The sequence below is a fragment of the Mycobacterium sp. ITM-2016-00316 genome, from assembly GCF_002968335.2.
GTDB lineage: Bacteria > Actinomycetota > Actinomycetes > Mycobacteriales > Mycobacteriaceae > Mycobacterium.
Genome location: NZ_CP134398.1, coordinates 4189208 through 4203133, shown reverse-complemented (window position 1 = coordinate 4203133; position 13926 = coordinate 4189208). Strand labels below are relative to the sequence as shown.

Below are 13926 nucleotides of genomic sequence, written 5' to 3'. Positions count from 1 at the left end.
CCCCTGATGGTATTGGCATTCTCATTTTCAGCAAGTGTCATAATCGCTCATGTACAGGCACGACGTATCGCCGGGGTGTTGTCGACGCACGCACGACGCGCCGTCTGATGTGCCTGACAGGCCCTCACAGTGCATGTTTTCAGTCAGCGGTATTGGCATTCTCATTTTGAGCAAGTACGTTATCCAGTGATGAACGACCAATCCGACTCCCCGGTAGTGACACCCTCTGGGATCCCGTTGGCGCCCGTGTACGGTCCCGCCGACCGCGCAGGGGATCCGCCCGCGCCCGGCGAGTACCCCTTCACGCGCGGTAACTTCGCCTCCGGTTACCGGGGCAAAACCTGGACATTCCGGCAGTACTCGGGCTTCGGCACCGCCGAGGAGTCCAACGAGCGCTACCGGTACCTGCTCGGTCAGGGTGGCACCGGGCTTTCGGTGGCGTTGGACCTGCCGACACAGTGCGGGTACGACTCCGATGACCCGGAGTACGGCGAAGAGGTCGGCCGCGTCGGTGTCGCCGTCGACACCCTGGCCGACGCGGAGATCCTGTTCGACAGCATCCCGCTGGACAAGATCAGCACCAGTTTCACCATCAATGGCACGGCCGCGATCCTGCTCGCGTTCTATGTCGCCGCCGCGGAGAAGAAGGGTGTACCGCGCGAGAAGCTCACCGGCACCATCCAGAACGACATCCTCAAGGAGTACGCGTCCCGCGGCACCTGGATCTGGCCGCCGGAACCGTCGCTGCGGCTGATTGCTGACACGATCGAATTTTGCGCCGCCGAGGTACCGCGGTTCAACGCCATCTCGGTGGCCGGTGCGCATTTCCGCGATGCCGGCGCCAACGCCGTTCAGGAAATGGCGTTCACGTTGGCCGACGGTGTCACGTACTGCGACACGGTCATCGAGCGTGGCCGCATGACCATCGACAAGTTCGCTCCGCAGATCTCGTTCTTCTTCTACACCCACGGCGATTTCTTCGAGGAGATCGCCAAATACCGTGCGGGACGCCGGCGCTGGGCCACCATCGTGCGCGAGCGCTACGGCGCCACCACCGACAAGGCCGCCATGTTCCGGTTCGGCTGTGTCGCGGGCGGGGCGTCGCTGTACGCACCGCAGGCGCAGAACAACCTGGTCCGGGTCGCCTACGAATCGTTGGCTGCGGTGCTCGGTGGGGTGCAGTCGATGTTCACCGCCGCCTGGGATGAGCCGTTCGCGCTGCCCAGCGAGGAGTCGGCGACGCTGGCGCTGCGCACCCAGCAGATCCTGGCGTACGAGACCGGCGTGACGAAAGTCGCCGATCCGCTGGGTGGTTCGTACTTCGTCGAGGCCCTCACCGACGCCACCGAGGCCAAGATCATCGAGATCATGCACGATCTCGAACAGCACGGTGGCATGGTGCGCTGCATCGAGGATGGCTATCTGCAGGGACTGATCGCCGACGAAGCGTTCAAGATCCACCACGAGATCGAGTCCGGCGAGCGGCCGGTCGTCGGCGTGAACAAGTTCGTCGTCGATGAACCCGCACCCGACCTGGCCACCTACGAGCTCGATGCCGAGGGCCGGGACAAGCAGCTTGCGCGGCTGGCCAAGGTCAAGGCCGAACGCGATGATGTCGCCGTGAAAGAGGCTCTTGCCATGCTGGCCCGAGCAGCCGAGGGAGACGACAACCTGATGCACAAGCTGATCGACTGCGCCAACGCATATTGCACCGTGGGCGAGATGGTCACGGCGCTCAAGGCAGTGTGGGGCGAATTCCAGCAGCCGGTGGTGTTCTGATGGCCGCCCGTGTACTCGTCGCCAAGCCCGGTCTGGACGGCCACGACAAGGGCGCCAAGATCGTCGCGCGCACGCTGCGTGATGCCGGCTTCGAGGTCGTCTACACCGGCATCCGTCAGCGTGTCGAGGACATCGTCTCCATCGCGCTGCAGGAAGACGTTGCTCTGGTTGGCCTTTCGATCCTGTCCGGCGCACATGTGGGGTTGACGACCCGTGTCGTGGACGCGTTGCGGGCTGCCGATGCCGGCGATATCGCCGTGGTGGTCGGTGGCACCATTCCCGAAGCCGATGTGCAGAAGCTGCTGGATGCCGGTGCGGCCGCGGTGTTCCCGACCGGAACCTCGCTGGAGAAACTGGTGACCGATGTGCGCGCGCTGACGGAGAAGGTTTCCAAGTCATGAGACTGGGCGTGATGATCGGGGCCGAGCGCGGCGATATGGCCCGCAAGGTCAGCAAGCTGATCTCCGATATCGAATGGGCCGATTCGGCCGGGCTGGCCACGGCGTGGATGCCGCAGGTGCCCGACGATTTCGATCTGCTGACCATGGTGACGCTGATGGCGTCGCACAGCAGCCGCATCGAACTCGGCACCGCCGTGGTGCCGCTGCAGGCGCAGCACCCCATTGCGCTTGCCCGGCAGGCACTTTCGGTGCACGCCGTGTCCAACGGGCGGCTGGCGCTGGGCGTCGGGCCGTCGCATCACTGGATCATCCGCGACATGTTGGGCCTGCCCTATGACAAGCCCGCCGCCTACACCCGCGACTACCTGCAGGTGTTCAACGCTGCCATTTCGGGGCCCGGGCCGGTGGACGTCGAGAACGACACCTTCACGGTGCACAACCCGACGGCGCTCGGCGCCGCGACGCCGATGCCTGTTCTGGTCGCTGCGCTCGGCCCGGTGATGCTGCAGATCGCCGGCGAGCACGCCGATGGGACCTCGCTGTGGATGGCCGACGAGAAGGCCATCGGCGAGCACATCGCGCCCAAGATCAACAAGGCCGCCGCCGGTGCGGGCAAGCCCCCACCGCGCATCGTGGCCGGCATCCCGGTCACACTGTGCGCGAACTCCGAGATCGACGAGGCGAAGGACCGGGCCAACCGCATCCTGGCCGAGGCCGAGACCTCGCCGAACTACCAGCGGCTGCTCGACCGTGGCGATGCCCGCACCGTCGGCGATCTCTGCGCCGCCGGGGACGAGGAGTCGATCCTCAAGCGGTTCAAGACCTTCGCCGACGCCGGTGTCACCGACCTGTCGGTGCGGCTGCTGCCGATCGGCGATACTCGAGACGAGTTGATCGCGTCGAAGTACCGGACCCGTGAGGTGATCGCCGAACTCGCCAAGCAGGTCTCGTGAGCTCACCCGATTCCCCGGTCGCTGCGCTCCTGCCCGCCGGACCGCTGGCAGGCATCCGCATCATCGAGGTCGGCGTCATGCTGGCCGGCCCGTACGCCACCATGCTGCTCGCCGACCTGGGCGCCGAGGTCATCAAGGTCGAACCACCCGGCGGTGAGATCTCCCGGCAGGTCAGCGACAGCTATTTCGCCAGCCTCAACCGCAACAAGCGCAGCGTCTGCCTGGACCTGGCATCCGCGGACGGGTGTGCCAGACTCGCTGAACTGGTGGCCGATTCGCACGCGCTGCTGGTCAACATGAAGCCGTCGGCGATCAAGAAGCTCGGCCTGACATATGAGAACCTGCGCCGGTACAACGAGCAGATCGTGTGCGTCGCGCTGACCGGGTACGGCCTGCACGGCGGGGATGACCCGGCGTTCGACTACGTCATCCAGGCCGCGACCGGAGTGGCGGCGATGACCGGTGACCCCGACGGTCCGCCCACGCTGCCCGGCTACTCGGCGGCAGACAACTCCACCGGACTCACCGCCGCGCTGGGCCTGCTCGCCAAGATCGTGTCCGGCCACGGCGGGCAGGTCGACGTGTGCCTGCGCGACGTCATGCTGTCGCAGCTGAACTACCGGGCCGCTGCCTACCTGAACGACGGTGCCGAACCGAGGCGCTACCCGTTCGGTGCGCACTCCTATTACGTCCCCGCACAGCTGTTTCCGACCGCCGAAGGCCATCTCGCGCTGTTCATCACCCACGACGGTTTCTGGCGGTCGTTCGCGGGTGAAGCGGGAATCGCCGGCTTCGAGACCATGGTGGAGCGGGCTGCGGCACGCGAGGATGTCCTGGCGCTGGTGTCGGCCGCGCTGGCTACCGACACCGCGGTGAACTGGGAGATCCGGCTCAAGCCACTCGGTATCCCCGCGGCAGCGGTGCGCTCGCTGCCGGAGGCCCTGGAGGACACTCCGGAGATGGTGGTCACCGCGGGTGATTTCCGGCTGGTGGGCAGCCCGATCCGGGTGCAGGGTTTCGAGCCGGAGTACCGGCCGGCGCCGGTGTTCGACGCTGCCCCTCAGTCGTCGTAATCGACCGTCAGCGGTCCCGGCTCCGGGATCGCCTGACACGTCAGCACGTAGCCCTCTTCGACCTCGTCATCGTCGAGTGCGTCGTTGACCTTCATGGTCGCGGTGCCCTCGGTGAGCTTGGCGATGCAGGTGCCGCAGTTACCGGCCTCGCAGGCGAACGGGGGAGTCAGGCCGGCGCGTCGTGCCGTCTCCAGCAGTGTCTCGCCCGCGACCGGCAGTGCCGTCGTGCGGGCACCGTCGAGCAGGATCGTCACTTCGTCGGCGGGCACTGGTTCGGCCGTCATCAAGCTCTCCTGGGCGTCGGATTCTGATAAACGGAGAATAACATTCTCCGTTGCGGATAAGGTAGTCCGTTGATGGCTGCAGAGAACCACACGGTCCTGGCATTCGGGGACCGCCAGTACACCATGACCGAGCTGGACGCGCTGGCCGACGGGATGGCCGGCACGCTCGCCGCCCGCGGCGTGCGCGCCGGCGACCGGGTGGCCCTGATGTCGTCCAACCGTCCCGAGTTCGTCGTTGCGCTGCGGGCGATCTGGCGCGTGCGCGCGGCGGTGGTGCTGTTGAGCTCGACGTGGAAACACGCGGAGGTGGCGCATGCGCTGGAGCTGACGGCCCCGGTGTTGGGAGTCGGGGACGCCTCGGTGCTCTCCGAACTGATCCCGATGCTGCACCTGGACGAGCCGATCACGCTCGCCGGGGGCGCATGGGAGCCGGTGTCACCCGAGTCCGATGCGCTGTTCGTGTTCAGCTCCGGAACGACGGGCATGCCGAAGGCCGTGCGGCACACCCATGCGGCGTTCGCCGCAGCGGTGCGGCACTGGCGGACCGCGCTGGAACTCACGTCCGCGGACCGTATGCAGATCATGACGCCGCCGTCACACATTCTCGGGCTGCTCAACATCGCCACCGTGCTGGAGTCCGGCGCGTGGATGCGCCTGCATCCGCGCTTCGACATCGATCGCATGCTGACCCACATCCAGGACGACCGGATCACCATCGAAATGGCCGTTGCGCCCATCGCGCTGGCCATCGCCGCGCATCCGGACCTGGAGAGCTACGACCTGTCCTCGCTGCGCTACATCATGTGGTGCGCGACGCCGGTGACCAAGAGCGTGGCGGACGCCGTCACCAACCGGACTGGTGTGCAGTGGGTTTCGGCCTACGGCGCCAGTGAGCTGCCGGTCATCGCGTGTTGCCCGATCGGGGATGCGCGGCTGGACACCGTGGGCAAACCGGTGCCGGGGGTGGCGGTGCGCATCGCCGAGAGCGGGGAGATCCAGGTGCGCTCGGATTCGGCGATGGCCGGCTATCTGCCCGACGTGGCCACCGCCGAGGCGTTTGACGACGGGTGGTACCGCACCGGGGACCTCGGAGAAATCGACAGCGGGGGCTGGCTGCGGATCACCGACCGGCTCAAGGAGATGATCAAGGTCCGCGGTTTCCAGGTGGCGCCCGCAGAGGTGGAGGCGGTGCTGCACGGGCATCCGGCTGTCGAGGACTGCGCGGTCTTCGGCGTCCCCGACGGTGTGAACGGCGAGGCGGTCATCGCGGCCGTGGCGACGGGGAAACCGGTCACCGAACAGGAATTGATCGCCCTGGTGGTTGCGCGGCTGTCGTCCTACAAGCGTCCGAGGCGGGTGATCTTCGTCGACGCCATCCCGCGATTGCCTTCGGGAAAGGTGTTGCGGCGGGTGCTGCGCAATGAGTATTCCTGACCCGGCCGAACGGCCACTTATCGCACGCTTCTCCGCGAAATGTGTGTGATAAGTGGACACTCGGCGTCAGAAGGCGAGCCCCTCGGACCGCTGCACGGTACCGGTGATCCCACTGGCGTCCTGCCCGGCCAGCAGCACCGCGGCTTGTCCCATCGCCTCGGGCGGCTCGACCATCTCCGGCGGGACCTCGAATCCGCCGCCACCGGCCTGCCAGCCCTCGGTGAGCACCACCCGGGATGGACTCAGGCAATTCACCGCGATGTTGTCCGGCCGCAGGTCGTGGGCCAAGCCCAGGTACAGACGCTCGGCGGCGGCCTTGGATACCCAATAGGCGTTCGCGCCGGGCATGCCGACACCGGTCGTGGTGATGGCCATCAGCGATCCGCCGCCGCGGGCCCGCACATGCGGGATCACGGCCTTGGTGACCAGGAAGACACCGGTCAGGTTGACGTCCAGGCACAGTTGCCAGCGTTTCAGCGGTGTCGATTCGACCGGCCCCAGCCACAGCACGCCTGCGTTGGCGACCAGGATGTCGATACCGCCGAACTCCGAAACGGCTTTGCCGACAGCATCATCGACCGACGCCTCGCTGGTCACGTCACACGGGACGGCCAGCGCCCTGCCGCCCTGCGCGCGGATCGACTCCGCCACCGAGCCGATGGTGCCGGGCAGCTTGCCCTGCTGCTCGGAGCGGGCTGCCACCGCGACCGATGCGCCCGCCGCGGCGAGCGCGTGGGCGATGGTGGCGCCGATGCCGCGGCTCGCGCCGGCGACAAACGCCGTCTTCCCGGCAAGTTCACTTCCCGGGTCGCTGCGCCCCTGCCCACCGAGCCGGCTCACTTGGGCGGGAACCGCAGTCCTCCGTCGAGACGGATGATCTCGCCGTTGAGGTAATCGTTCTCGATGATGCTCTGGGCGAGTTGGGCGTACTCGGTCGAGCGGCCCATCCGCTTGGGGAACGGGATCTGCGGACCCCAGTACTGTTCCAGCTGGTCGGCGGCCTTGCCGTAGGCCGGGGTGTTGATGGTGCCCGGGGCGATGGTGTTGACGCGGATTCCCAACGGGGACAGGTCGCGTGCGGCCACCAGGGTCATACCGAGCACGCCCCCCTTGGCGGCGGCGTAGGCCAGCTGGCCGATCTGTCCCTCGTAGCCGGCGATGGATGCGGTGTTCACGATGACGCCGCGGCCGCCCTCTTCCAGCGGTTCGGTGCGGGCGATGGCCGCCGCGGCCAGCCGCATCACATTGAACACCGCGGTCAGATAGAACTTGACCGTCGTCTCGAACCCCTCCAGCCCGTGCGGTGACCCGTCCTTACCGATGAGCCTGCCGCCGGCCGCCGGACCGCCGTGGGTGTCCACCGAAATACGCAGCGGGGCAAGTGCTTCGGCCTCGGCGATTGCGGCGTTGACCGATTCCTCGGAGGTGGCGTCGGTGCGGATGTACTTCACGCCGAGCTCGTCGGCGAGCTTGGGCCCCTTCTCGTCGGCCAGATCCGCGACCACCACCTTGGCACCCGCGGCGTGCAGTCGGCGGACCGTCGCTTCCCCCAGGCCACCTGCGCCACCTACGACGAGCGCGGAGCTACCGGCGATGTCCATTCACTTCTCCTTCTTGCAACTGGCACTCTCGAACTGTGAGAATAACATTCTCATTCCAGCGTGAAAGGGGCAGTTTCGATGCCTGAGGCCGTGATCGTCTCCGCACTGCGCACGCCGATCGGCACCGCCAAGAGGGGCACGCTGCGCGATACCGACGCCTATGTGCTGGCCGACCATGTGGTCGCAGCGGTGGCCGCCGGACTCGACGGGGCCCCGGTGGATGACGTCGTTCTCGGGGAGGGCCTCTACGGCGGCGGGGTGATCGCCCGGCACGCAGCGATCACCGCGGGCTTGACCTCGGTGCCGGGGCTGGCGATGAACCGGCACTGCGCCGCCGGGCAGGCCGCGGTGCAATCGGCCGCGGCAAGCATCCGATCCGGGATGGATCAGCTGATCATCGCCGGTGGGGTGAACTCGGCATCCACCTCGCCACGGTTCCTCCGCCAGGTGGGCGAGGAGTTCCAGCCGTGGTTCCCGCCGACCCATCCGGATCGGCCCGACGCGCCCAACATGGACATGTCGATCACCGTCGGCTGGAACGCGGCCGTCAAGGCCGGAGTGAGCCGCGAGGAGATGGACGCCTGGGCGCTGGGTTCGCACCACAAGGCCATCGCGGCCATCGACGAGGGGCGCTTCACCGACGAGATCCTGCCGATCGACACCCCGCACGGGGTGTTCGACACCGACGAAAACCCGCGCCGCGACACCACATTGGAGAAGCTGGCCGGACTCAAAGTGCTGCACCCGGAGATCGAAGGCTTCTCGATCACCGCGGGCAACGCCTGCGGCGCCAACGACGCCTCGGCTGCCCTGGCCATCGCCAGCGACCGGCTCGGGCTGCCGGCACTCGGCACGATCCGGGCCTGGGCATCGGTCGGGGTGGATCCGGCGTTCACCGGACTCGCCCCCGTGGAGGCGATCACCAAAGCCCTCTCCCGGGCCCGGATGTCGCTGTCCGATGTCGACCTGTTCGAGATCAACGAGGCGTTCGCGGCGATGTGTGTGGCCACCATCAAGCTGCTCGACATCGCCCCGGAGAAGGTCAACGTCAGCGGCAGTGGGTGCTCGCTGGGGCATCCCGTGGCCGCGACCGGCGCTCGGATGATCGTCACCCTCGTCCATGAACTGCGCAGGCGCGGAGGTGGTATCGGCGTGGCCGCGATGTGCGCAGGCGGCGGCATGGGTTCGGCCACGGTCATCGAGGTCGCGCCATAAAGTCGCAGTCGATGGACATCCAGGAACTGCTCGACGCCGCGCGCGGCGGATCGCAGCGGGCCGCGGGCCGGCTGCTGAGCCTGGTCGAGAGCGAGCGTCGCGACGAGGTGCTGGCGGTGCTGCCCGCACGCCCGGTGCGCACCGTCGGGATCACCGGTCCGCCGGGCGCGGGAAAGTCCACCACCGTCGCGGTGCTCGTCTCGGCCTACCGGGCAAGGGGCTTGCGGATCGCGGTGCTCGCTGTCGACCCATCCTCGCCCTACAGCGGGGGAGCGCTGCTCGGCGACCGGATCCGGATGGCCGCACACATCAACGACCCGGACGTGATGATCCGCTCGGTGGCCACCCGCGGGCACCTGGGTGGGCTGGCCGCCGCGGTGCCCGCGGCGATCCGGCTGCTTGCGGCACTGCACTACGACATCGTCGTGCTGGAGACGGTCGGGGTCGGTCAGTCGGAGATCGAGATCGCCGCCGTCGCCGACCCGACGGTGGCCATCCTCAACCCGGGGGCCGGTGACGCGATCCAGGCCGCCAAGGCGGGTCTGCTGGAGATCGCCGACATCATCGTGGTCAACAAGGCAGACCGCGATGGTGCCGATCAGACCGCCAGGGACCTGCACATCGAGACCGGCCTGCCGATCCTCAAGATCATCGCGTCGCAGAACGCGGGCATCGAGGAGCTTGTCGCCGCCATCGATGCCCACCACCGCTCCGATACCGCCGAGCGACGGGTGATCCGGGCGCGACTGCAGATTCTGTCGTTGGCCCAGAGTGTGCTGCAGTCCCATCCCGGTCTCGACGAACTGGCCGCGCAGGTCGCCGTGGGCGCCCTCGATGTCTACGCCGCGACCACCCGGTTACTCGAGGGTGCGCAGGTCAAACCTCAATGAGAATATGGTTTCCACTTTCGAGAAATGCTATTGTACGAATTCGTCAATACATTCTTCTACAGGTAGCCGAGGAGCCTGATGCAGAAGGCGCTTGCCCCCGAGATCTCCACCTGGCCCGATGAGAACCCCCAACTCATCGGCAGCCAGTGTGGCGCGTGTTCCGCGACGACGTTCCCGCGTCAGCTGCGCTGCCCGAGGTGTAGCAAGGCCGAGATGTCGGACCTGCTGCTGCCGCGCCGCGGCACCGTCGTGGCGTGGACCACGCAGGGGTTCCCGCCGGGAGCGCCCTATGCCGGACCGACCGGCAAGGACTTCGTGCCGTTCGGTGTCGGCCTCGTGCAACTGGGTGATCTGATTCGCGTGGAGGGACGGCTCACCGAAAACGATCCCGCCAAGCTGGAATTCGGCATGGAGGTCGAACTGACCATGGCGCCGTTCGCCACCGATGCCGACGGCGACGAGCTCGTCACCTTCTGGTTCAAGCCCGTCGAGGAGTCCAAGGTATGAGCAACGATGTAGCGATCATCGGCGTCGGCATCCATCCCTTCGGCCGGTTCGACAAGACCGCGATGGAGATGGGTGCCGAGGCGATCACCAGCGCGTTGGCGGATGCGAAGCTGGAATGGAAGGACATCCAGTTCGGGTTCGGCGGCAGCTACGAGGTGTCCAATCCCGACGCCGTCACGCGCCTGGTCGGCCTCACCGGCATCACCTTCACCAATGTCTTCAACGCCTGCGCCACCTCGGCCAGCGCCATCCAGCAGACCGCCGACACCATCCGGTTGGGCAAGTACGACATCGGTATCGCGATCGGCCTGGACAAGCATCCGCGCGGCGCCTTCACCGACGATCCGGCCAAGCTCGCGCTGCCCCAGTGGTACGCCAACAACGGCCAGTTCGTGACCACGAAGTTCTTCGGTATCAAGGCCAACCACTACATCCACAAGCACGGCATCTCCGAGGAGACGCTGGCGCGGGTGGCCAACAAGAACTTCCGCAACGGCGTGCTGAACCCGAATGCGTTCCGGCGCAAGGAGATCTCCGTCGAGGAGATCATGGCCTCACCGGTGCTGAACTACCCGCTGCGCCAGTACATGTTCTGTGCCCCCGACGAGGGTGCGGCCGCGGTCATCATGTGTCGCGCCGACATCGCCCACAAGTACACCGACAAGCCGGTGTATGTGCGGGCCAGTGAGATTCGTACCCGCACCTTCGGCGCATACGAGGTGCACGCCACATCGGCGCCACTGGACGAGGATCCCTCGCCGACGGTGTTCGCGGCCAAGGCCGCCTACGAGGCCGCCGGCATCGGGCCCGAAGACGTCGACATCGCGCAACTGCAGGACACCGACGCCGGCGCCGAGGTCATCCACATGGCCGAGACCGGACTGTGCGCCGATGGTGAGCAGGAGAAGTTGCTGATAGACGGCGCCACCGAGATCACCGGTTCGATCCCGGTGAACACCGACGGCGGTCTGATCGCCAACGGTGAGCCGATCGGCGCCTCGGGCCTGCGTCAGATGCACGAACTGGTCCGGCAGCTCCGCGGCGAGGCGGGGGAGCGTCAGGTCCCCGGCAGCCCGCGGGTGGGCCTGGCGCAGGTGTACGGGGCGCCCGGCACCGCGTCGGCGACCATCCTCTCGCTGTAATGTGCCCGGCGCGGTAACGGCGTTCTCATAGGAATAGAGTGCGATTCATGGCTGACCAAACTCCTGAATACCGCTTCGTGACATACGAAACCCTCGACGAGGGGACCATCGCCCGGATCATGCTGAACCGGCCGGAGGCACGCAACGCGCAGAACCGCGGCATGCTCGTCGAGTTGCATGAGGCGTTCCTGCGCGCCGAGGCCGACGACACCGTGCGTGTCGTCATCCTCGGCGGCAACGGCCCGATGTTCTCCGCGGGCCACGATGTCGGGTCGAAGGTGCAGCGCGCCGAGTACACCCCCGGCCCGGACCAGCACCCCAGCTTCACGGTCAACGGTGGCACCCGGCAGGGCGCAGAGAGCCTGATGCTGCAGGAGTGGCATCACTACTTCGAGAACACCCGGCGCTGGCGCAATCTGCGCAAGATCACCATCGCCTCGGTGCATGGTGACGTCTACGCGGCGGCCCTGATGCTGATGTGGTCCTGCGACCTGATCGTCGCCGCCGACAACACCCGCTTCACCGACGTCGTCGGCACCCGTCTCGGCATGTGTGGCGTCGAATACTTCGCGCACCCTTGGGAATTCGGCGCCCGCAAAACCAAGGAGCTGATGCTCACCGGGGACACGCTCTCGGTGGAAGAGGGCCACGCGCTGGGGATGGTGTCCAAGATCTTCCCGGTCGACGAATTGGCCGACAAGACGGTCGAATTCGCCCGCCGCATCGCCAAGGTGCCGACCATGGCGGCGCTGCTGGTCAAGGAGTCGGTGAACCAGACCCAGGACAACCAGGGGTTCTACAACTCGCTGAACGCGTGCTTCACCCTGCACGAACTCAACCACAGCCACTGGGCACAGGTGCACGAGAACAAGTTCCCGGTCGGACTGGTCGAGGACGGCCTTGAGGATTGGAAGACCGCGGGCCCGCCGAAGGCTGCGGTCAAAGACCAGCCCTAACTTGCGATTTGTGGCGTTCTCGTCGGAACCCTTCCGACGAGAACGCCACAAATCACTCGAGGGACCGGCCGGTGGCGGCGGCGTACCCGCTGCGGTAACCGAAGGTCATGGCCGGGCCCAGCGTGCCGCCCGCACCGCCGTAGGCCTTTCCGGTCACCCCGGCCATCGCGTTGCCCGCGGCGAACAGCCCGGGGATGACCTTCCCAGTGACATGCAGGACGCGGCCGTCCCGGTCGGTGCGCGGACCTCCCTTGGTGCCCATCGCGCCGACGGCCACCGGCACCGCGTAGAACGGGGCGGTGTCCAGCGGGCCCAGGGTCTGCAGCGCCGGCGTCGCCGCGGCGGGATCGCCCCAGTATCCGTCGTATGCGCTTGCGCCGCGGCCGAAGTCGGGGTCTTTCTCGTCGGCGACGTTGGTGTTCCAGGCGTCGACGGTCCGGGTGAGGCCTTCGGGGTCGATGCCGAGCTTGGTGCCCAGATCATCGAGGGTGGCGGATTCGTGGAACCAGTCCGGCGCCGGCCCGTCGGGATCCACGCCGAGGAACCCGTAGCGCTTGAGGTGCTGGGCGTCGAAGACGATCCAGGCCGGATCGTTGAGGTAGCCGGCCCGGGGGTCGAGGTGATGGAACGGACCGGCCATCGAGTTGTACTCGCCGGCCTCGTTGAGGAAGCGTTTGCCTGCCCGGTTGACGATGATGCTGCGCGGGCGGGTCCGTTCCAACCGGACACTGCGGCTGCGGGGTTGCCCGCCCAGGGTGTCCCCGGGGATCTGCACGATCGGTACCCACCAGGCTTCGCCCATGTTCGCCAGATCGGCGCCGTGTGCCATGGCCATCCGCAGGCCGTCGCCGGTGTTGGTGGGCGGTGAGACCGCGCCGCGCATCGGCCCGCGCAGGTAGGCCTCCACAAGCTGGGGATCCCATTCGAATCCACCGGTGCCCAGGATCACCCCACGACGGGCCCGGACCGCCATGTCCTTGCCGCCGTCGTTGATCCGCACGCCGGTGATGCCCTGCGCCGATCCGATCAGTTCGACGGCGCGTGCCTCGGTCACCGGGGTGATGCCGAGGTCGAGCAGTCCCTTGAGCAGTCCCGCGATCAGTGCGGTGCCGGCGACACACGGTTCGGCCAGCGAATCATCCACCGTGGCGTGGATGCGCGCCTTGGTCTCGGCGTCGATGCCGACATTGCTGAAGTCCAGCGGGAACGCCGTGATGCGGTCGTGCCATGCACCGAGGGTGGCCAGATCGAACGGTTTGGCATTGAGCGACCGGCCACCGCCCGGACGCCCGCCGGGCAGTTCGGGTTTGTAATCGGGGAAGCCTTCGGCGATCTCGAACCGCAGATCGCTGTGCTGCTCCAGATAGTCCAGCATGGCAGGTCCGGTGCGCACGAAGGTCTCGACCAGGTCGCGGTCCATCGCGCCCAGCGATTGTGCCTCAAGGTATTTCAGTGCGTCCTGCACCGACAGCTCGGCGCCGGGGAGCCGGTCGTGGGCGGGTATCCAGGTGATACCGCCGGACACCGCGGTGGTGCCACCCACCGTCGGCGCCTTTTCGTACACCGCGACACGGGCTCCGTTGGTGGCGGCGGTGAGCGCCGCGGTCAGCCCGGCGCCACCGGTGCCGAGCACCACGACGTCGACCTCGGAAGTCCATTCGATCTCTGAATCGGGCACTGCCACAGTCCTT

14 protein-coding genes are annotated in these 13926 nt (G+C 67.2%); 10 read left to right on the top strand and 4 right to left on the bottom strand.

Annotated features, from left to right (window positions below; genetic code table 11):
* The first annotated feature begins 189 nt into the window (after window positions 1-189).
* The 4 genes from C6A86_RS20175 to C6A86_RS20160 all read left to right on the top strand — a co-directional run bounded on the left by C6A86_RS20175 (window position 190) and on the right by C6A86_RS20160 (window position 4206).
* Window positions 190-1779: a methylmalonyl-CoA mutase family protein gene (locus tag C6A86_RS20175; RefSeq protein WP_105366393.1), complete on the top strand. Its 1590-nt coding sequence runs from the start codon at window positions 190-192 to the stop codon at window positions 1777-1779.
* A complete protein-coding gene (locus C6A86_RS20170; protein WP_105366394.1) occupies window positions 1779-2180 on the top strand; it encodes a cobalamin B12-binding domain-containing protein in 402 nt (133 codons plus the stop codon). The genes C6A86_RS20175 and C6A86_RS20170 overlap by 1 nt, the downstream gene beginning before the upstream one ends.
* Entirely contained in the window at window positions 2177-3133 is a 957-nt protein-coding gene (locus tag C6A86_RS20165) for an LLM class F420-dependent oxidoreductase (protein WP_105366395.1), read from the top strand. The genes C6A86_RS20170 and C6A86_RS20165 overlap by 4 nt, the downstream gene beginning before the upstream one ends.
* A 77-nt stretch (window positions 3134-3210) precedes the next feature.
* Window positions 3211-4206 (top strand): CoA transferase, encoded by a 996-nt coding sequence (locus C6A86_RS20160; protein ID WP_233213275.1) that lies wholly within the window; start codon window positions 3211-3213, stop codon window positions 4204-4206.
* Here the strand turns inward: C6A86_RS20160 and C6A86_RS20155 are convergent.
* Window positions 4194-4490, bottom strand: coding sequence for a 2Fe-2S iron-sulfur cluster-binding protein (locus tag C6A86_RS20155; RefSeq protein ID WP_105366396.1), 297 nt, complete (start codon window positions 4488-4490; stop codon window positions 4194-4196). The genes C6A86_RS20160 and C6A86_RS20155 overlap by 13 nt on opposite strands.
* A 72-nt stretch (window positions 4491-4562) precedes the next feature.
* Between C6A86_RS20155 and C6A86_RS20150 the strand changes: the two genes are divergently transcribed.
* Window positions 4563-5924 (top strand): class I adenylate-forming enzyme family protein, encoded by a 1362-nt coding sequence (locus C6A86_RS20150; protein WP_105366397.1) that lies wholly within the window; start codon window positions 4563-4565, stop codon window positions 5922-5924.
* Between the two features lie 66 nt (window positions 5925-5990).
* Here the strand turns inward: C6A86_RS20150 and C6A86_RS20145 are convergent, their stop codons facing one another.
* Together C6A86_RS20145 and C6A86_RS20140 are read right to left on the bottom strand one after the other, a co-directional pair.
* Window positions 5991-6764, bottom strand: a complete 774-nt coding sequence (locus tag C6A86_RS20145; protein WP_105366398.1) for an SDR family NAD(P)-dependent oxidoreductase — start codon at window positions 6762-6764, stop codon at window positions 5991-5993.
* Entirely contained in the window at window positions 6761-7525 is a 765-nt protein-coding gene (locus tag C6A86_RS20140) for an SDR family oxidoreductase (RefSeq protein WP_105366399.1), read from the bottom strand. The genes C6A86_RS20145 and C6A86_RS20140 overlap by 4 nt, the downstream gene beginning before the upstream one ends.
* Before the next feature lie 78 nt (window positions 7526-7603).
* On the opposite strand from C6A86_RS20140, the gene C6A86_RS20135 reads away from it, so the two are divergent.
* The 5 genes from C6A86_RS20135 (at window position 7604) to C6A86_RS20115 (ending at window position 12235) form a co-directional block, all read left to right on the top strand.
* A complete protein-coding gene (locus tag C6A86_RS20135; protein ID WP_105366400.1) occupies window positions 7604-8740 on the top strand; it encodes a thiolase family protein in 1137 nt (378 codons plus the stop codon).
* A gap of 11 nt (window positions 8741-8751) precedes the next feature.
* Window positions 8752-9630 (top strand): ArgK/MeaB family GTPase, encoded by an 879-nt coding sequence (locus tag C6A86_RS20130; protein WP_105366401.1) that lies wholly within the window; start codon window positions 8752-8754, stop codon window positions 9628-9630.
* Window positions 9631-9708: 78 nt separating this feature from the next.
* Entirely contained in the window at window positions 9709-10137 is a 429-nt protein-coding gene (locus C6A86_RS20125; RefSeq protein ID WP_105366402.1) for a Zn-ribbon domain-containing OB-fold protein, read from the top strand.
* Window positions 10134-11279, top strand: a complete 1146-nt coding sequence (locus C6A86_RS20120; protein ID WP_105366403.1) for a thiolase family protein — start codon at window positions 10134-10136, stop codon at window positions 11277-11279. Before C6A86_RS20125 ends, C6A86_RS20120 begins: the two co-directional genes overlap by 4 nt.
* A gap of 47 nt (window positions 11280-11326) precedes the next feature.
* Window positions 11327-12235, top strand: coding sequence for an enoyl-CoA hydratase (locus tag C6A86_RS20115; protein ID WP_105366404.1), 909 nt, complete (start codon window positions 11327-11329; stop codon window positions 12233-12235).
* Between the two features lie 52 nt (window positions 12236-12287).
* Here the strand turns inward: C6A86_RS20115 and C6A86_RS20110 are convergent, their stop codons facing one another.
* Window positions 12288-13913, bottom strand: a complete 1626-nt coding sequence (locus C6A86_RS20110) for an FAD-dependent oxidoreductase (protein WP_396833931.1) — start codon at window positions 13911-13913, stop codon at window positions 12288-12290.
* Between the last annotated feature and the right edge of the window lie 13 nt (window positions 13914-13926).

What these genes read in the sequence shown, in the direction of transcription:
- C6A86_RS20175 (WP_105366393.1), top strand. Translation starts at nt 190, where the DNA reads ATGAACGACCAATCCGACTCCCCGGTAGTGACACCCTCTGGGATCCCG.
- C6A86_RS20170 (WP_105366394.1), top strand. Translation starts at nt 1,779, where the DNA reads ATGGCCGCCCGTGTACTCGTCGCCAAGCCCGGTCTGGACGGCCACGAC.
- C6A86_RS20165 (WP_105366395.1), top strand. Translation starts at nt 2,177, where the DNA reads ATGAGACTGGGCGTGATGATCGGGGCCGAGCGCGGCGATATGGCCCGC.
- C6A86_RS20160 (WP_233213275.1), top strand. Translation starts at nt 3,211, where the DNA reads ATGCTGGCCGGCCCGTACGCCACCATGCTGCTCGCCGACCTGGGCGCC.
- C6A86_RS20155 (WP_105366396.1), bottom strand. Translation starts at nt 4,490, where the DNA reads ATGACGGCCGAACCAGTGCCCGCCGACGAAGTGACGATCCTGCTCGAC.
- C6A86_RS20150 (WP_105366397.1), top strand. Translation starts at nt 4,563, where the DNA reads ATGGCTGCAGAGAACCACACGGTCCTGGCATTCGGGGACCGCCAGTAC.
- C6A86_RS20140 (WP_105366399.1), bottom strand. Translation starts at nt 7,525, where the DNA reads ATGGACATCGCCGGTAGCTCCGCGCTCGTCGTAGGTGGCGCAGGTGGC.
- C6A86_RS20135 (WP_105366400.1), top strand. Translation starts at nt 7,604, where the DNA reads ATGCCTGAGGCCGTGATCGTCTCCGCACTGCGCACGCCGATCGGCACC.
- C6A86_RS20130 (WP_105366401.1), top strand. Translation starts at nt 8,752, where the DNA reads ATGGACATCCAGGAACTGCTCGACGCCGCGCGCGGCGGATCGCAGCGG.
- C6A86_RS20125 (WP_105366402.1), top strand. Translation starts at nt 9,709, where the DNA reads ATGCAGAAGGCGCTTGCCCCCGAGATCTCCACCTGGCCCGATGAGAAC.
- C6A86_RS20120 (WP_105366403.1), top strand. Translation starts at nt 10,134, where the DNA reads ATGAGCAACGATGTAGCGATCATCGGCGTCGGCATCCATCCCTTCGGC.
- C6A86_RS20115 (WP_105366404.1), top strand. Translation starts at nt 11,327, where the DNA reads ATGGCTGACCAAACTCCTGAATACCGCTTCGTGACATACGAAACCCTC.